General features: G+C 65.8%; 15 protein-coding genes. 8 read left to right on the plus strand and 7 right to left on the minus strand.

The features are described from left to right. Positions 1-42: 42 nt before the first annotated feature. The gene (locus ACFC25_RS07290; RefSeq protein WP_376044626.1) at positions 43-1,239 is read right to left on the minus strand and encodes a CynX/NimT family MFS transporter; all 1,197 of its coding nucleotides are present in this window, start codon (positions 1,237-1,239) and stop codon (positions 43-45) included. A gap of 150 nt (positions 1,240-1,389) precedes the next feature. Here ACFC25_RS07290 and ACFC25_RS07295 point away from each other — a divergent pair, with 150 nt between their 5' ends. Beyond that, positions 1,390-2,349, plus strand: a complete 960-nt coding sequence (locus ACFC25_RS07295; protein WP_376044627.1) for a D-2-hydroxyacid dehydrogenase family protein — start codon at positions 1,390-1,392, stop codon at positions 2,347-2,349. A gap of 7 nt (positions 2,350-2,356) precedes the next feature. On the opposite strand, the gene ACFC25_RS07300 is transcribed toward ACFC25_RS07295, so the two are convergent. Continuing rightward, a complete protein-coding gene (locus ACFC25_RS07300; protein WP_376044628.1) occupies positions 2,357-3,568 on the minus strand; it encodes an ROK family transcriptional regulator in 1,212 nt (403 codons plus the stop codon). A gap of 133 nt (positions 3,569-3,701) precedes the next feature. Here ACFC25_RS07300 and ACFC25_RS07305 point away from each other — a divergent pair, with 133 nt between their 5' ends. The 5 genes from ACFC25_RS07305 to ACFC25_RS07325 are packed head-to-tail and all read left to right on the plus strand — an operon-like array spanning position 3,702 to position 8,334. Further along, positions 3,702-4,460: a sugar phosphate isomerase/epimerase family protein gene (locus ACFC25_RS07305; protein ID WP_376044629.1), complete on the plus strand. Its 759-nt coding sequence runs from the start codon at positions 3,702-3,704 to the stop codon at positions 4,458-4,460. Further along, on the plus strand, positions 4,457-5,602 hold the full coding sequence (locus ACFC25_RS07310; protein WP_376044630.1) for a Gfo/Idh/MocA family protein: 1,146 nt from the start codon (positions 4,457-4,459) through the stop codon (positions 5,600-5,602). Before ACFC25_RS07305 ends, ACFC25_RS07310 begins: the two co-directional genes overlap by 4 nt. After that, on the plus strand, positions 5,599-6,786 hold the full coding sequence (locus ACFC25_RS07315) for a Gfo/Idh/MocA family protein (protein WP_376044631.1): 1,188 nt from the start codon (positions 5,599-5,601) through the stop codon (positions 6,784-6,786). Before ACFC25_RS07310 ends, ACFC25_RS07315 begins: the two co-directional genes overlap by 4 nt. 1 nt (position 6,787) lies before the next feature. Next, positions 6,788-7,783, plus strand: a complete 996-nt coding sequence (locus tag ACFC25_RS07320; protein WP_337346943.1) for a sugar phosphate isomerase/epimerase family protein — start codon at positions 6,788-6,790, stop codon at positions 7,781-7,783. Positions 7,784-7,800: 17 nt separating this feature from the next. Then, positions 7,801-8,334 (plus strand): GNAT family N-acetyltransferase, encoded by a 534-nt coding sequence (locus tag ACFC25_RS07325; protein ID WP_337346944.1) that lies wholly within the window; start codon positions 7,801-7,803, stop codon positions 8,332-8,334. A gap of 115 nt (positions 8,335-8,449) precedes the next feature. On the opposite strand, the gene ACFC25_RS07330 is transcribed toward ACFC25_RS07325, so the two are convergent. The 5 genes from ACFC25_RS07330 to ACFC25_RS07350 form a co-directional block, all read right to left on the minus strand. Beyond that, positions 8,450-9,730 carry a nucleotide sugar dehydrogenase gene (locus ACFC25_RS07330; protein WP_337351868.1) on the minus strand — a complete coding sequence of 427 codons (1,281 nt, stop codon included), beginning with the start codon at positions 9,728-9,730 and terminating at the stop codon, positions 8,450-8,452. A gap of 12 nt (positions 9,731-9,742) precedes the next feature. Continuing rightward, entirely contained in the window at positions 9,743-10,468 is a 726-nt protein-coding gene (locus ACFC25_RS07335; protein ID WP_376044632.1) for a polysaccharide deacetylase family protein, read from the minus strand. Next, on the minus strand, positions 10,465-11,460 hold the full coding sequence (locus tag ACFC25_RS07340) for a glycosyltransferase family A protein (RefSeq protein ID WP_337351866.1): 996 nt from the start codon (positions 11,458-11,460) through the stop codon (positions 10,465-10,467). The genes ACFC25_RS07335 and ACFC25_RS07340 overlap by 4 nt, the downstream gene beginning before the upstream one ends. A gap of 296 nt (positions 11,461-11,756) precedes the next feature. Continuing rightward, complete coding sequence (locus ACFC25_RS07345; protein WP_376044633.1) at positions 11,757-13,904, minus strand: glycogen debranching N-terminal domain-containing protein; 2,148 nt, start codon at positions 13,902-13,904, stop codon at positions 11,757-11,759. A gap of 15 nt (positions 13,905-13,919) precedes the next feature. Next, entirely contained in the window at positions 13,920-15,038 is a 1,119-nt protein-coding gene (locus ACFC25_RS07350) for a glycosyltransferase family 4 protein (RefSeq protein ID WP_376044634.1), read from the minus strand. A 188-nt stretch (positions 15,039-15,226) separates the two neighbouring features. Between ACFC25_RS07350 and ACFC25_RS07355 the strand changes: the two genes are divergently transcribed. Both ACFC25_RS07355 and ACFC25_RS07360 read left to right on the plus strand, forming a co-directional pair. Next, positions 15,227-15,925 carry a DsbA family oxidoreductase gene (locus tag ACFC25_RS07355; protein WP_376044635.1) on the plus strand — a complete coding sequence of 233 codons (699 nt, stop codon included), beginning with the start codon at positions 15,227-15,229 and terminating at the stop codon, positions 15,923-15,925. A gap of 76 nt (positions 15,926-16,001) precedes the next feature. Beyond that, positions 16,002-16,652, plus strand: a complete 651-nt coding sequence (locus ACFC25_RS07360) for a TetR/AcrR family transcriptional regulator (RefSeq protein WP_337346951.1) — start codon at positions 16,002-16,004, stop codon at positions 16,650-16,652. The last annotated feature ends 17 nt before the right edge of the window (positions 16,653-16,669 follow it).

Consider the following 16,669-nt stretch of genomic DNA (forward strand, 5'->3'; position numbering starts at 1 on the left):
TCGAAAGTCTGGGCAGGGGAAGAACGACGACGGCGGGACCCGTCAGCGGCCCTTAGGCACCAGCCGCACGGCGAGGGTGGTGCAGAGGAAGAACGTCAGCACGGACGCCAGGACTACCAGCAGCGCCGGGGTCCACGAACCTGCGGCGTCGTGCACGAACCCCACGAGCGGCGGAGCCACCGCCGCGAAGCAGTAGCCCACGCCCTGGACGATGGCGGACATCCGGCCCGCTGACGCCTGATCGCGTGCCAGCTTGATGATGGCGATAAAAATCAGCGTGATCCCGCCGCCTTGGGCAATCCCGCCGCACACGGACCAGAGCCACCACAGCCCCGGCGCGAGCAGCAGCCCGGCCGGCACGGCCGTCCACAGGACGCCCAAGGTGAGGGCCGCCGTCGTCGTGCTGGAGTATTTTGCCGCGAACGGTACGCCAAGGGCGCCCACAATGGCGAGGATCTGGAAGATGGACGATCCGGCGCCGGCCGCGGAGGCTGACATGCTGAGTTCATCGCTGAGGTAGCTCGGGAGCCACGCGGTCACGGCGTAATAGGAGAAGGCCTGTCCCGCGAATCCGGCGGTCAGTCCTGCGGTGATCCAGCCGGAGCCCCTGACGGCGGGCCGCGCCTGGCCGCCCGGCGCTTCAACACTTGTGGGGACAAAGGCACTGCGGGCGCCGACGGCGGCAGTCCAGAAGGCGATCGCCGCCACTGCCAGGATCCCTACTGCAGCGAGCGCCGCCCGCCACCCGGCCAGCTCGGCCAGCGGCGCGGTGACTACGGAGGTCAGGAATGAGCCAATGTTCAGCGCCGCCGTGTACACGCCCATTGCCGTCCCTTGCCGCAGCGGCGAAAAGTCCCGCCGGATAATCAGCGGAACCGCAATATTTCCCACCGTGATGGCAAGACCGATCAGCACAGTGCCGGCAACAACAAGGGCAGGGCCGCCTGCAGAGCGGACCACCACGCCGGCAAGCACGCCGAGGATGGTGAGCGTCACAGCGAACTCAGCCCCGAACCTGCGCGCAGCCAGCGACGCCACCGGCGCGAACAGGGAGAAGCAGAGTACCGGGATGCTGGTCAGGAGCCCCAGCACCACCGGTGAAAAGCCCAGCTCTGCCTGCATGACGTCCACAACCGGGGCGACCGCAACAAACGGACCCCGCAGATTGAGCGCCAGGAGGCCGATGCAGGCAAGCAGGATCCAGCCGTTCGGCACACGGGCCAGGAGCCGGCCGTTCACTGGGCAGCTACTGGCATTAAAAATGATTTCATCACTTCCATTGCTATCACGCCGCGCGGCCCCCGGACGTCCGCGGCGGGAAGCGCCAAAGCTACGATAAGCCCAGGCCCTCGAGCACCAAGCTCTGACTACGTGACGAAGGAAACAGACATGCAGCACCGGCTTGCCATCCTCGACGACTACCAGGGTGTTGCCCACGGCTTCGCCGACTGGGCCGCCCTCGAACAGGACGGGGTGTCCGTCACCGTCTTTCGGGAACCCTTCACCAGTGACGATGCCCTGGTGGCGGCCCTCGCGGACGTCGGGATCGTCATCGCCATGCGGGAGCGGACGCCCTTTCCCCGTTCGGTCCTTGAAAGGCTGCCCGCGCTCAAGCTACTGGTCACTACGGGCATGGCGAACGCGTCCATCGACGTCGGTGCCGCGGCGGAATTGGGCATCACCGTGTGCGGGACCGCCGGCTCCCCCGCCGCAGCACCGGAAATGACTTGGGCCCTGCTGCTGGCGGCCGCCCGGCACATCCCCGCCGAAGAAAACTCGCTGCGCGCCGGCACGTGGCAAACCACTGTGGGGTTCGAGCTGGCCGGCAAGACGCTCGGCATCGTGGGGCTGGGCAAGATTGGCCGCAGGATCGCCACCTATGGCCAGGCTTTTGGGATGGAAGTGCTCGCCTGGAGCCAAAACCTCACCGCCGAAAGTGCCTCCGAGGCTGGTGTCCAGCTCGTCAGCAAGGAGGACCTGTTCCGAAATTCCGACGTCGCGACGCTCCACCTGCGGCTGTCTCCCCGTTCCGAGGGAATAGTGGGTGAACCCGAACTGCGGCTCCTTGGCCCTGAAGGCATCTTGGTGAACACCGCCCGGGGGCCACTAGTGGACCAGGACGCGCTGGTACGCGCGCTGGCCGGGGGCTGGATCCGCGGCGCCGCCCTGGATGTCTTCGACGAAGAACCCCTGCCCGCGGGCCACCCCCTCCTGTCGGCCCCCAACACGGTGCTCTCCCCGCACCTGGGCTACGTGACAGCGGAAAGCTACCGGCAGTTCTATGGCGGCGCGTTCGAGGACGTAAGGGCGTGGCTTGCCGGCTCACCAGTGCGGGTGCTCACCCCGTAGTAATTCGCTAGCCAGCTGCCTGGAGTGTCGCTTCGATTGCTGCAGGAGACAGCACAAACTGCGTGACCAGCTGGCTGGCACCGAGGATGGCGGCCTGGTCTCCGGCCACCGTCAGCGCTATCCCCAGGTGCGAGGTCGCCAGCGGCAGGGACCGCCGGTACACCACTTCGCGGACGCCTGCCATCAGGTGTTCGCCCGCCTGGCCCAGGCTGCCGCCGATGACAATGACGGAGGGGTTGAGCAGGTTCACCACGGTGGCCAGCACGTCGCCCACGTCCCGTCCGGCCTGGCGCAGGGCCTGGACGGCCTGCACATTTCCGCCGGCCACGAGCCGCAGGACGTCGCTGCCTTTCGATGCCGGCACTCCTTGGCGCGTGAGTTCCGCGGCGATGGCCGGCCCGGAAGCGAGCGCTTCCAGGCAACCGTAGTTCCCGCACCGGCAGAGAACGTCGTCGCCGCGCGGGACCCGGACGTGGCCCAGGTCGCCCGCCGTGCCGTTCGCGCCACGCTGCAGCTCGCCGCTGCTGATGATCCCGGAGCCGATGCCGGTGGCTACCTTGATGAACAGGAAATTCTCGTGATCGGGCCAGTGCGCTGCCCGCTCGCCCAAGGCCATGATGTTGACGTCGTTGTCCACCAGTACCGGCACGGGCAGCGACCGCTGAACGTAACGTACGACGTCGAACCCGTCCCAGCCAGGCATGATGGGCGGCTTGACGGGCCTTCCGGTGGCATGTTCCACCGGACCCGGGAGTCCGATGCCCACGCCGGCAACATCGCCCACGTCCCGGCCGGCCTGCTGCAGCAGGGCCAGTCCTTCCTGTACTACCCTGCCGAGCACGGGTTCGGGCCCTTCGGCAACGTCCTGCGCGAGGCGCCGCTCCGCCAGGATTCGTCCGCTGAGGTCCGTGACGGCAACAATCACGTGGGTGGCCCCGACGTCGACGGCCAGGACGGCGCGTGCGGCGGGGTTGAAGGCAAAGCGCGACGGCGGCCTGCCGCCACTGGAGTTCGCCTCCCCCGCTGCCCCCACCAGGCCGGACGCGATCAGGGCGTCGATGCGTGCAGCCACGGTGGAACGGGCAAGGCCCGTGGTCAGGGCCAGCTCGGCCCGGGTTCGTGCCTTGCCGTCCCGCAAGAGCTGAAAGAGGTCACCGGCGCGCGCCAGATTGCCGCCGCCGTCAGGGCTGGCGGGCGCAGTTCCGGGCATGAGACTCATGGTTCATGAATAACACACCCTCTTCTGCGTGTCACGCTGAGAAAAGGTTGACGCCTAACATCCAACTTTTGCTTGACCCTCGTCAAAAGTAGTTCTAGCTTTAGGGGAAAGCGTCTCGAGGTCAGGAGAACCCATGAACTATTCAATCCAGCTATACACCCTGCGCAATGCGATGCAGGAGGATCTGCCCGGCACGATCCGCAAGGTAGCGGAGATCGGCTTCACCCAGGTGGAGCCCTATAACTTTGTTGCCACCGCCAAGGAACTCGGGGCTGCGCTGACGAAAAACGGCCTCACCGCACCGTCCGGACACGCACCGCTGCTCAGCCAGGACCAGGAGCAGATCTTCGCCGCCGCCAGGGAACTGGGTATCACCACCGTGATCGACCCGTTCATCGCGGCCGACCGCTGGCAATCCACGGAGGACATCCAGGCCACGGCCGCCCGACTCAACGCCGCCGCCAAGAAGGGCGCCGAATACGGGATCCGCGTGGGCTACCACAATCACGCCTGGGAATTGGAGTCCACCATCGAGGGACGCACTGCCCTGGAGTACTTCGCAGATCTTCTGGACCCCGAGGTTGTCCTCGAGGTGGACACCTACTGGGTGGCCGTGGGCGGACAGGACCCCGTGGACATCCTCACCAAACTCGGTGACCGGGTAAAGCTCATCCACATCAAGGACGGCCCGCTGAACACCGACACGAAAGCCCAGTTGCCTGCGGGAAAGGGCAAGGTGGCTGTCCTCGATGTTGTCGCGGCCGCCAAGTCCCTCGAAGTCGGCGTGGTGGAGTTCGACGACTATTCCGGGGACATCTTCGAAGGCATCGCCGAAAGCCTCGCGTACCTTAAGGCAGCCGAATCCAACAGCGCCGAAGGCGTCAAGGCATGAGCGGCGCAGCAGGCACGGACGCAGAAGCCACGGGCCGGGGTCCGGTGGGCGTTGCCGTCATCGGCGCGGGCAACATCTCCAAGGCCTACCTGGACAACCTCACGATCTTCCCGGACCTCAAGGTCCACGTCATCGCCGACCTCTTCGAGGAGGCCGCCGAAGCCCGTGCCAAGGAATACGGCATCGCCCAGTGGGGCGGCGTGGACGCGGCCCTGAACCATCCCGACGTCGAGATTATCGTGAACCTGACTATCCCCGCGGCCCACGTGGAGGTGGCCACGGCGGCTGTCAACGCCGGCAAGCACGTCTGGACCGAGAAGCCCTTCTCCCTGGACCGCGAATCCGGGCTGGGCCTGCTTAAGACCGCCGACGCCGCCGGCATTCGTCTGGGCTGCGCGCCGGACACGTTCCTGGGCGCTGGCCTGCAGACGGCCCGCCGGATCATCGAACGGGGCGACATCGGCGTCCCGCTTACCGCCATGACCACGTTCCAGACCCCTGGCCCGGAATCGTGGCACCCCAATCCGGCGTTCCTCTTCCAGCACGGCGCCGGCCCGCTCTTCGACATGGGCCCTTACTACCTCACCGCCCTGGTCCAGACCTTCGGCTCCATACGGAAGGTCGCCGCCGTCGGGTCCAAGGCCAAGGACGTCCGCGTCATCGGCTCCGGACCCAAGGCCGGTGAGGAATTTACCGTCGAGGTACCTACGCACGTGTCCGCGATGGCCCAGTTCGAGTCAGGCGCCTCCTCCCACAGCGTCTTCTCGTTCGAATCGCCGCGCGCCCGGATGGGCTTCGTGGAGATCACCGGAACCGAGGCCACCCTCAGCCTGCCGGACCCCAACAATTTCGACGGCGACCTCAAGCTTTGGCGGGCCGGCGACGAGGATTGGACCACCATTCCGGCCACCGGGCCTGCCAACGGCCGCGGCATGGGCGTCCTGGACATGGCCCGGTCCATCCGGGCCGGCGTCCCGCACCGCGCCACGGGAAACCTGGCCTACCACGTCCTGGACAGCATGGTCTCGATCTCCGAATCCATGGAAACCGGCACGTTCGTGGACGTCGCCAGTTCCGCGCCCGCTTCCCCGGCCCTCCCCGAGGACTGGGCCCCAGAAACCGCCACTCTCCAGGACGCATGATCATGACCCCAGCAACGAACAACCAGCGCCCGCTCGGGGTTGCCATGATTGGCTACGCCTTTATGGGCAAGGCCCACTCGAATGCGTGGCGGAATGTGGCCAGCTTCTTCGATGTGCCTGCGTTTGAGCAGAAGCTCCTCGTGGGCCGGGACACCGCCGGCGTCCGCGAAGCCGCCGCAAAGTACGGCTGGACGGAGACAGCTACGGACTGGCGCGCTGTCCTGGATCGCGACGACATCCACATCGTGGATATCTGCGCGCCGGGGTGGATGCACGCCGAAATCGCTACCGCCGCCCTCGCAGCGGGCAAGCATGTGCTCCTGGAAAAGCCGCTGGCCAACACCCTGGCCGAGGCCGAAGACATGACCCAGGCCGCCCAGGCGGCAAGGGCGAAGGGCGTGCAGTCGATGGTGGGGTTCAACTACCGCCGCGTCCCGGCCCTGGCCCTGGCCCGGGAACTCATCGCCGAAGGCCGCGTGGGAACCGTCCGGCACGTCCGCGCCGCGTACCTGCAGGACTGGCTGGCCGACGAAACCGCGCCCATGACCTGGCGCCTCACGAAGGAAACAGCCGGGTCCGGGGCCCTGGGCGATATCGCCTCGCACGCGATCGACCAGGTCCTGTTCCTCCTCGAAGACAAGGTCACCGAGGTCTCCGGCCGCACGCACACGTTCACCACCCGCCGCCCCGGCACTTCGGGCCTGGAGGACGTGACGGTCGACGACGCCGCCTGGGCCACCCTGTCCCTCGCCTCCGGCGCGATCGCCTCAGTGGAAGCCTCCCGGGTGGCCACCGGCCGGAAGAACTCCCTGCAACTGGAAATTTACGGCGATCAGGGCTCCATCCTCTTCGACTTGGAAAACCTGAACGAACTCCGCTTCCTGGACGCCACCGCACCGGCGCGCGAACAGGGCTACCGCCGGATCCTGGTCAGCGAACCCGACCACCCCTACCTTGACGCGTGGTGGCCGCAGGGCCACATCATCGGCTGGGAACACACGTTCACGCACGAGATCCGCGACTTCCTCCTCGCGGTGGACGGCGGGACCCCACCCACGCCGTCGTTCGAAGACGGCTTGGAGGTCCAGCGGATCCTGAACGCCATCGAGGAATCCGCCGCCGCAAAAAGCACCACGATTTACCTCGACACCAGCACCCCCGTCGCCGTCCCTGAAGGAGCCTGACATGCCCCGCCCCTACACCCTGTTCACCGGCCAGTGGGCCGACCTCCCCTTCGAGGAAGTCGCCAAGCTCGCTTCCGGCTGGGGATACGACGGCCTGGAAATCGCCGTGTCCGGGGACCACCTGGATGCCTGGCGCTGGGACGAACCCGGCTACGTCGAGTCCAAACTCGCCGTCCTGGAAAAGTACAACCTCAAGGTCTGGGCCATCTCGAACCACCTCAAGGGCCAGGCCGTCTGCGATGACCCCATCGACTTCCGTCACGAAGCCATCGTGGGATCCAAGGTCTGGGGCGACGGCGACCCCGAAGGTGTCCGCCAACGCGCCGCCGAGGAAATGAAGCACACCGCCCGGCTAGCGAAGGCACTGGGCGTGGATACCGTCGTCGGCTTTACCGGCTCATCCATCTGGCAGTATGTGGCCATGTTCCCGCCCGTCCCGGAAAAGGTCATCGACGCCGGCTACCAGGACTTCGCGGACCGTTGGAACCCCATCCTGGACGTCTTTGACGAATGCGGCGTCCGTTTCGCGCACGAAGTCCACCCCTCCGAAATCGCTTACGACTACTGGACCACCGTCCGCACCCTCGAAGCGATCGGCCACCGGCCCGCGTTCGGCCTGAACTGGGACCCCTCCCACATGATGTGGCAGGGCATCGACCCCGTCTCGTTCATCTGGGACTTCAAGGACCGGATCTACCACGTGGACTGCAAGGACACTAAGCTCCGCCCCACGGGCCGTAACACCGTCATGGGCTCCCACCTGGCCTGGGGCGACCCCCGCCGCGGCTGGGACTTCGTCTCCGCCGGCCGCGGCGACGTCCCCTGGGAAGCCTCCTTCCGCGCCCTCACCGCCATCGGCTACACCGGGCCCATCTCCGTTGAATGGGAAGACGCCGGCATGGACCGCCTCCACGGCGCCCCCGAAGCCCTCGCCGCGCTGAAGAAATTCGACTTCCCGGCATCGAGCACCTCCTTCGATGCGGCCTTCAAGCAGTAGGCAAATAGAATCCCTGCATGAGCCCCACCATTCGAAAAGCAACAGCGGACGACGCCGGCAGGCTCGCCGCGCTGGCGGCCGTCACCTTCCCGCTGGCGTGCCCGCCGTCGTCGTCCCCGGAGGACATAGCCACACACGTGGCCAACACATTGAGCGAAAGCCACTTCCAGGCGTACCTCACCGACCCTGACGTCACCGTGCTGGTGATCGACGACGACGGGTCCCTCCGCGGCTACAGCCTGCTGGTGAACGGACAGGCCCAGGATCCGGATGTGGTGGCAGCCTTGACGCTGGCACCGTCGGTGGAGTTGAGCAAGTGCTACGTCCATCCGGAGCACCACGGACTCGGTGCCGCGGCGGAACTGATGCACGCCAGCCTTCAGGCTGCTGCGGCGGCAGGCGGGGCAGGGGTATGGCTTGGCGTCAACAGCCAGAACGCACGTGCAATCCGTTTCTACGAGAAATCTGGCTTCCGGAAGGTCGGCTCCAAGTCATTCAGGCTGGGGACCACGGTGGAACACGACTTTGTGCTGGAACGCGCCGTCCCATAGAAACGGAGGATCGGCAGTATCCAGCGTTGTGGGCCCTCGGAAGCTACCACTATAGGGGCAGAGTCAGGGCGGTGCGGCAGGATGCCGCACCGCCCTATCTATCGTGTGATGGCGGTCAGAGGCGTTCGATGCTCTCGCCGCGCAGGCGGTTGCGGGTGTCGAAGACCGGCACACCGCTCGCCTCGAGAACCTCGTAGTCGACGTCGTCGTGGTCGGTGATGAGCACGACGACGTCGTATGCGTGGAAATCGACGGCCGCGGCGGCGACCCTCTCGACCGTGCGAGGCCAGTGATGCTCCTCGACGTGCGAGTCGACGGCATGCACGACTGAGGACTGGTCCTGCAGCAGTTCGATGAGCGGAAGCGCCGGGGACTCGCGGATGTCGCCGGTGTTCTTCTTGTAGGCGAGCCCGAGGAGGAGAACGCGAGCGCCGTTGAGCGCGCTGCCCTCTTCGTTCAGGCGGCGGCTCACACGCTGGAGCACGTACTCGGGCATGTGGTCGTTCACGTCGTTGGCGAGCTCCACGAACCGGAAGCTCTTGCCCAGCTTGCGACGCACCTGCCACGACAGGTAGCTCGGGTCGACCGGCAGGCAGTGGCCACCGACCCCCGGACCGGGCGTGAACTTCATGAAGCCGAACGGCTTGGTCGCTGCGGCGTCGATCGACTCCCACACGTTCACACCCAGGGCGTGAGCGAAGACCGCGAGCTCGTTGACGAGCGCGATGTTCACGTGACGGAAGGTGTTTTCGAGGAGCTTGGCCATCTCGGCCTCCTTCGGAGAACTCACCGGCACGATCGTGTCGACGATCGCGGAGTAGAACTCCGACACCTTCGCCAGCGACTCCTCGTCGATGCCCGAGACGATCTTCGGGGTCTCCTGCAGGCCCCAGGTCGGGTTGCCCGGGTCGATCCGCTCCGGGCTGTAGCCGGCGAAGAAGTCCGCGCCCGCGGTCAGGCCGGAGCCCTCCTCGAGCAGCGGGATGAGCAGCTCCTGCGTGGTGCCCGGATAAGTCGTGGACTCGAGGACCACAAGCGCTCCGCGTGTCAGCTGCGGCGCGAGAGATACCGCGGCGCTCTCGATGAACGAGAGATCCGGGAGCGTCTCGCGAAGCGGCGTCGGCACCGAGATCACGGCGACATCGAAGCCGGCGGCGTCCGCGTAGTCGGATGACACGCGGTAGCGCCCGGAGTCGAGGGCAGCGCGCAGCACGTCATCGGAGATGTCATCGACGTGCGAGCTTCCGGCTCCGAGGCTGTCGATGCGGCGCGGATCGAGGTCGAGCCCCACGACATCATGACCGATGGCGACCGACCGCATCGCGACCGGCAGGCCGACGTACCCCTGCCCGATGACGACGACTTTCTTTGCCTCTCGGCGGTTCTCCTCAGTCATCTTTCTTCCCCTTTATCGTTTGAACCAGATTCCCTTCACCGGCGAGCCGGAGGTCAAGGCCTGCGCGAGGCTGCGCGCGTGTAGTCCCCGTTCGCGGTACGCGGCGAGTATGCGGGTCGCGAGGGCGCTTCGGTCCACCGCCGGTGGCGAATCGCTGCGCCCGCCGTCGGCGATTCCCGCATATGAATCGTGTGACAGCAGGATCGCCCCGGGTTCGGCGCCGCGGAGCGCGCGGGCGACTCGCTGTTCCGTCGTCGCCTCGCGAGAGTCCCATGCCGTGGGCCCCCAGAGCACGGGTTCGAGGCCTGTCGCCTTGATCGCCCGGAAGCTGGTGAGAGACTGCAGTCCATACGGCGGGCGGTACCACCGCACCGCTGCGCCGGAGATGTCCTCGAGCTCGGCCTTCGCCGACGCGGTCCGGTCGCGGACTTCGCGATAGCCGAGGCGCGAGATCGGCCGGTGGTCGGGCCCGTGCAACGCCACTTCATGCCCGCTGGCGAGGATCTCGGAGATCAGCGACCGATGCTCGCGAGCCCTCGTCATCAGCACGAAGAAGGTCGCCGACGCGGATTCATCACGGAGAACCTCGAGAACGCGCTCGGTCTCGACAGGATCCGGGCCGTCATCGTAGGTGAGCACGAACTCGGGAAGGCTCGTCCGTACGCGCACGATCGACCCGAGGGGGCCGCCATGGCTGCGAAGCCATCTCCGTGCGCCTGCCGGAACGAATCGGCTCATGCCGGCGTACCCGGCCGGGAATACGCCGAGTACGTCTGACCGACGCTCGCCGAGATCATGCCTGCTCCTCGGTATGCGAGCCGCAGGCCCTTGGCATCGTGGCGGATCGACCGGGTCGCACGCCCGAACAGGTGCCGCGCGTACCCTGCGACGACGCGAGCGGCTCCGCCCGCGATCCCCTTGGCCCGGATCAGCAGACGGCGTGCGGGTCTCGACTCCAACCGCAGCTGCACGAGGACCGAGACGTTGCCGTGGCTGAACGACCTCTTCAGCGCCCAGGGTCGAGTCTGACGTTCGGGCTCGACGGTGTCTTCTGCGACGGACTCGTTGCACCATACGAGGCGCGCGCCCGTCTTCTTCAAACCCATGCTGAACAGGGTGTCGGAGCCGCCGCCCAGCCCGATCCGCTGGTCGAAGCGCACTCCGCTGCTGCGGACCTGGTTCAGGTCCAGGAGCAGATTTCCGGTCGCTGCGACGCCGATCTCGGTGCCGGTCGGGCGTTGCGGGCGACGGAAGAGACCGCTCTCGAGCACCCAGGGGTCGGCGTCGGGGTCGAAGAGCGACACCACGCGACCCATCACGGCGGCCGGCCGACCGGAGTTCGACCATGTGACCAGAAGCGACGAGATCCAGCCTTCGAGCGGAACCTCGTCGTCGTCGATGAACGACAGGAGGTCGACATCGGCCGATTCGTCGAGAGCGCGATTGCGAACCGCGGGGATGCCGGGTGTCGCCTCGGCTACATAGCGGGTGGCCACGCCGGCGTATTCGTCTGCGACGACTGATCGAGCCGACTCGGCGGGATCGTTGTCGATGACAAGGATCGACACGGCCCCCGCCTGTCGGGCGTCGATGAGCGGCGCGAGCTGCTCTCCCACGAGCTGCAAGGTCTGGACCAGACGCTCGGGGCGCTTGAAAGTCGGAATGGCGACGACGAGTGATACATCGTCACTCTTCCGCGATTGCGCCGTACGGTCGTGTGCTGCCTGCATGTGGTTCTCCCTCGGAGCCGACGCGCGTGAATCAGTTGTGTACGGTGAACCGGACGGACGGTGATCGTCGATCGACGGCACACAGAATCACGTGACCGCAGGGCGCATGTGTCGCTGCTGCCGCGGGTGCGCCAGAAATCACTGACATCCCCAAACTCCTTCCAGCCATGCCGTCCCCACGGTCATGACTGTGGATCAGCTTACACATTTCCTCCGCCGTCGCCACCCGTCGATGCCTGTCGGGCGCGAATGACCTTCGCCGGACTCCCTGCGGCGATGCTGAAGTCGGCGAACAGCTAGTCCCCTGGCCGGCCGCCCAGTCGATCATCGAGGGGTGGACGGGGTTCCTTCAGCAGCTTCAGCCCTGTTGGAAGGCCTTCGACACTGCCCTCGCGTCCGTGCGCGCTGATGGTCACCCGGGAATGTCCCAGCAGGACGTTCTCGGCCCGGAAGTCTCCGATGTCCTCCGGGAGGATCGGGGCCAGATGGACCACGTTGCGCGTGAAGTCGGGGTCGAAGCGCAGCAGTATCCGGGCCAGCTGGATGGGTGTCGCCGCCGCCCAGGCCTGCGGGGAGCAGGCTGTGGGATACGGCACCGGGCCGTGGAAATCGGACCGGTCGAAGCCGCAGAACAGTTCGGGCAGTTGCCCGTCGAAATGTTCTGCCGCGTCCAGGATCCCGCTGGCTATCCGTTTGGCTTCGTCAACGAAGCCGTACCGCATCAGGCCAGTGGCCACAAGGGCCGTGTCATGTGGCCAGACTGAGCCGTTGTGATAGCTCACCGGGTTGTAGGCACCCATATCGGTAGCCAGTGTCCGGATCCCCCAGCCCGTGAACATTTTGGGCGACATCAGATGGTCCACCACCGACGGCGCTTTATCCTCATCCACTATGCCCACCCATAAGCAGTGGCCCATGTTCGATGTGCATGCGTCGACCGGGTTCTTGTCCTTGTCCAGCGCAACGGCGAAATATCCCCTGTCCGGCAGCCAGAACTTCTGGTTGAACGCTTCCTTCAATGCGGCTGCACGCTCTGCCCAGTGCTGCTCCAGGGCGCTGTCCCCGTCTGAGCGCGCCAGCAGGGACCGGGCAACATACGCGGAATAGACGTAGGCCTGGACCTCGCACAAGGCAATCGGAGGCTCCGCCATTTGTCCGTTGGCGAAGTTGATCCCGTCCCAGGAGTCCTTCCAGCCCTGGTTGACGAGGCCATGGGTGTTGGGCCTCAAGTACTCCACAAAGCCGTCGCCGTCGAGGTCCCCGTACTGTTCAATCCATTCAAGTGCGCGGTCCGCGTGGGGGATCAGCGAATCGATGATGTCATCCGACAGTCCCCAGCGGCTCAGCTCCCCCAGCAAGCTGACAAAGAGTGGTGTGGCATCCGCGGTGCCGTAGTAGGCGGTTCCACCCAGTGACAGGCCGGCAGTGACGCCCAACCTCACTTCGTGCGGAATGCGGCCCGGCTGCTCCTCCGAATCGGTATCCACTTTGGTTCCCTGGATGGTTGCCAAGGTCTGCAGGGTTCCGGCCGCCAGAGTGGGGTCCACCAGGAGGGACATATATGAAGACAGCAGCGAATCCCGCCCGAACAGGGCCATGAACCACGGCGCACCTGCCGCTACGGCTGCACGTTCCGGGTGTTCGGCGTCGAAAATGCGCAACGACCCCAGATCGCTTTGGCTGCGGCGCAGGGTTTCCTCAACGTTGCCATTCGCCACGTCGATGCGCGGTACGTTCTCCTCCCACGCCAGATGCCGCTTGACACCCGTGCGGTGGCGGGGCATGCCGCCTTCACTGAAGGGCTCGCTGGGAGCCACACCGTTGATCAGCGGTACCACGATGACGCTCGTGGACCACTTGCCGCGCGCGGGAATGGTGGCCCGGAACCGCAGCATGCCGTCTGAGATCTCAGCCCCGGCCGCGCGGATCGCTGTGCCGCGGCGCTGTCCGTTGCGGACCGCCTCGATCACCAGCTCGCTGCCCTTCACGCTCCGGGTCATGGTGGCGTCCTTGGTGGACCGTCCGCCTTTGACGTCGAAAAGATCCGCTTGGTCTGCGTCCACCAGAAGTTCGATGTCGCAGTCGACCGGTTCCGCGGAATAGTTCTCAAGGGTGATGTCGTCCTGGAGGCCGGGCCCGATGTGCCTTTCCTGCCGCACCACGAGCGGACTGTCGTACCGGCCATCGGGCCACTTGGCACGGCCCACGAAGGTAGCTTCGTAAGCGTCGGGCCGCTGCGCCACCAAAGGCTCCCGCAGCGCACCGTTGATGCGGAGGATCCACCGGGACACCACACGCGTGTCCTGGTAGAACGCACCGTTTGTTCCGCCGTCGGGGCTGATATCGCCGCTATGGGAAGAAATGCAAAAGGACGATCCCTCCACCACCGTTACGGTGTCGGCACCACCTACGTCCGCCTCCGTGTCCGCATTCCATGCAGTCATGGACGCACTCCTCCCTTAAGGCCTCAGCGTTGGTAATGGGCTCGTTTCCTGCGCCCGAATCATGGATGACCGTATTCGATTCTGGTGCATTTGGGTGCCTTCGGGAACCCCCGCGGCCTGAGGCTCTTCGAGCAGTTTTGCGTAGAGGTCCAGATGGTTGGCCACCATCCTTTCAGTGCTAAAGAGCTGCAGCGCCCGCTCCCTGCAATGCGACCTGTCCAGCGATGCGGCGAGGGGAATGAAGCGGTGCAATTCCTCGGTCCGCCCCAGGTAGCCGGTCTTTCCGTGGTCCACGATCTCAGGCGCGGATCCGACCTGTGTTCCCACCACGGGGGTTCCAGTCGAAAGGGACTCGATCATCACCAGCCCGAAGGGCTCGGACCATTGGATGGGATTCAGGAATGCTATCGCTTCACCCATAAGCCGATACTTCTCGGCGTCCCCGAGCTCGCCAAGGAACTCCTCGTTCGAGTCCAAAAGCGGCTCGATGACTGAACGGAAATACCCGATCTCGTCAGGCTCATGCATCTTGGCTGCGATGCGAAGGGGGATGCCTGCCTTGCGTGCGATGTGGATTGCTTCAAGCAAGCCCTTGTCCGGGCATACCCTGCCGACAAAGCAGACGTAGCCGCCTTTCCCCGACCCGGCCGGGACGCCGGCGACGTCCATTCCATGATGAATGACCCGGGTCACCGGTACATCAGGGACATGGGAGGTCTGGTCCCGTGAGATTCCAATGATGGCCGTATCCAGAGCCATGGCCCGGTATAAATCAGCCGACGCCGGGATCAGCGGGCCGTGAATGGTGGTCACCACGGGGACCCCGGCGGGCCTACGGCCTACCAGCGGCCCGGCCAAGGTGTGGTCATGGATGATGTCCACGCCGTCCATGCCGTCATACGCCCGGATGACATGGCTGAGTTCGGAGAGTGTAGAGCCGAGTCCACCCCGCTCAGAAGGCCTCATGCCTGGTACCAAAGGCGCCGGACAAGTACTGTCCGCCGCCGCGGCCAGCAGGACGTCGTGCCCCGCCGCGATGAATCCCCTGGCCAAGGAGTCGACAACCCGTTCTATGCCCCCGTAGCCAACGGGGGGAATGGGAATCCAGGGTGCTGCAATAAGTCCTATTCGCATGCTGTGGCCTCCGCGAGGATGGCAGGCCAGGTCCCCCGCACCGGCAACTGGGTGTGTTCCGAAAGGCTTCTGCTTAACCTGTTGTTCCGACTATCGCCCCCCAGGGCTGCACATTTCAAGACCTCGGTGTGATAAATCCGACAGCGCCTGCGGGGAATGGCCGCCGGACGGGCACGGTTGTGGCAAGCATGAAGATTGAGATCTGGTCAGACGTTGCGTGCCCGTGGTGCTACATCGGCAAACGCCGATTCGAGGCCGCCCTGGCAGACTTCCCACACCGCGATGCCGTGGACGTGAAGTGGCGCAGCTACCAGCTGGATCCCACGCTTCCGGAACACTATGACGGCACGGAACTGGACTACCTGAGCACGCGCAAGGGCCTGGCCCCGCAGCAGGTGTCCCAGATGTTCGAACACGTTGCCACCCAGGCCAAAGGCGAAGGCCTGGACTATCGCTTCGACAAGGTAGTGGTGGCCAACAGCTTCACCGCCCACCGCCTGATCCACCTTGCGGCTGCGCACGGAAAGCAGGATGCGGCCAAGGAGCGGCTCCTCAGCGACCACTTCGAGCATGGCAAGGACATCGGCAGCCAGGAATACCTCTCGGCCTTGGGCCAGGACCTGGGCCTGGACCCCACCGAGGTGGCTGAACTGTTTTCCACCGACAAGTACGCCGACGACGTCCGCTTCGACTTCGAGGAAGCGCGTGCCCTTGGCATCACCGGTGTCCCGTTCTTCGTCATTGACCGCAAGTTCGGGCTCTCGGGCGCCCAGCCGTCCGAAACGTTCACCGCGGCATTGAACCAGGCCTGGCAGGAGACCCACCCGCTGGTGCTCGTCAATGCTGCCGACGGCGAAGCCTGCGGACCGGACGGCTGCGCGGTCTGATATGCGCGGTCTGATCTAGCTGCGGGTCAGTACGGCGTACGCGCGTTTTACTGACACATCGCGGTAAAGTGTCTGCATGCCCAGGATTTCGGCGGCCAGCAATGCCGCGCAACGCGCAGAGACCCAGCGCCGTGTCCTCACGGCATTCGGCGAGCTGCTGTTTACCCACGGCCTCCCCGGCCTGACCATGACGGACGTTGCCCGGCACGCCGGCGTGGGCCGGACGGCTGTCTACAACTACTACGCCGACATCGAAGAACTCCTCATCTCCTACGCCCTGGACGAGACCGAGCGGTTCCTTACCGAACTCAGGGAGTCACTGAATAGGCTGGACAACCCGGTGGAGCGGCTGGCACTGTACGTGCGTGCACAGGTGGAGGACCTCAGCCGCCGCCATCTCCCCCCGGGACCGGCGATGGCGGCGGTGTTGTCGCCGTCGTCCTTTGCCAAACTGGCGGACCACGTGGGCGAGCTCAGCGTCCTGCTCCAGGGCATCCTGCGTGACGGTATGGAGCAGGGTTACCTGCCGGTCGCAGACATCGCACAGCAGGCGCAACTGATCCACGGAACGCTCTCGTCCAGCGCGGCACGGGGAAGTGACGAGCCCGCGGAACTTGAGGCGCGCATTGCCCGCACGGTGCGGTTCATCCAGCTCGGCGCCGGGGCAAGGTTCGACGACGCCGGCAGGCCGGTGCGCGTCAGGCCGCTTCCTGCGGTGGCCAGCTGAGCCTCCCCCCACAATGC

This window comes from Pseudarthrobacter sp. NPDC055928, from assembly GCF_042270935.1.
In the GTDB taxonomy this organism is placed as follows: Bacteria; Actinomycetota; Actinomycetes; order Actinomycetales; family Micrococcaceae; genus Arthrobacter.

Bases quoted from the DNA above. Each gene is read 5' to 3' on its own strand.
- ACFC25_RS07310 (WP_376044630.1), top strand. From the start codon at position 4,457: ATGAGCGGCGCAGCAGGCACGGACGCAGAAGCCACGGGCCGGGGTCCG.
- ACFC25_RS07345 (WP_376044633.1), bottom strand. From the start codon at position 13,904: ATGACTGCATGGAATGCGGACACGGAGGCGGACGTAGGTGGTGCCGAC.
- ACFC25_RS07305 (WP_376044629.1), top strand. From the start codon at position 3,702: ATGAACTATTCAATCCAGCTATACACCCTGCGCAATGCGATGCAGGAG.
- ACFC25_RS07360 (WP_337346951.1), top strand. From the start codon at position 16,002: ATGCCCAGGATTTCGGCGGCCAGCAATGCCGCGCAACGCGCAGAGACC.
- ACFC25_RS07330 (WP_337351868.1), bottom strand. From the start codon at position 9,730: ATGACTGAGGAGAACCGCCGAGAGGCAAAGAAAGTCGTCGTCATCGGG.
- ACFC25_RS07320 (WP_337346943.1), top strand. From the start codon at position 6,788: ATGCCCCGCCCCTACACCCTGTTCACCGGCCAGTGGGCCGACCTCCCC.
- ACFC25_RS07315 (WP_376044631.1), top strand. From the start codon at position 5,599: ATGATCATGACCCCAGCAACGAACAACCAGCGCCCGCTCGGGGTTGCC.
- ACFC25_RS07335 (WP_376044632.1), bottom strand. From the start codon at position 10,468: ATGAGCCGATTCGTTCCGGCAGGCGCACGGAGATGGCTTCGCAGCCAT.
- ACFC25_RS07300 (WP_376044628.1), bottom strand. From the start codon at position 3,568: ATGAGTCTCATGCCCGGAACTGCGCCCGCCAGCCCTGACGGCGGCGGC.
- ACFC25_RS07350 (WP_376044634.1), bottom strand. From the start codon at position 15,038: ATGCGAATAGGACTTATTGCAGCACCCTGGATTCCCATTCCCCCCGTT.
- ACFC25_RS07295 (WP_376044627.1), top strand. From the start codon at position 1,390: ATGCAGCACCGGCTTGCCATCCTCGACGACTACCAGGGTGTTGCCCAC.
- ACFC25_RS07340 (WP_337351866.1), bottom strand. From the start codon at position 11,460: ATGCAGGCAGCACACGACCGTACGGCGCAATCGCGGAAGAGTGACGAT.
- ACFC25_RS07355 (WP_376044635.1), top strand. From the start codon at position 15,227: ATGAAGATTGAGATCTGGTCAGACGTTGCGTGCCCGTGGTGCTACATC.
- ACFC25_RS07325 (WP_337346944.1), top strand. From the start codon at position 7,801: ATGAGCCCCACCATTCGAAAAGCAACAGCGGACGACGCCGGCAGGCTC.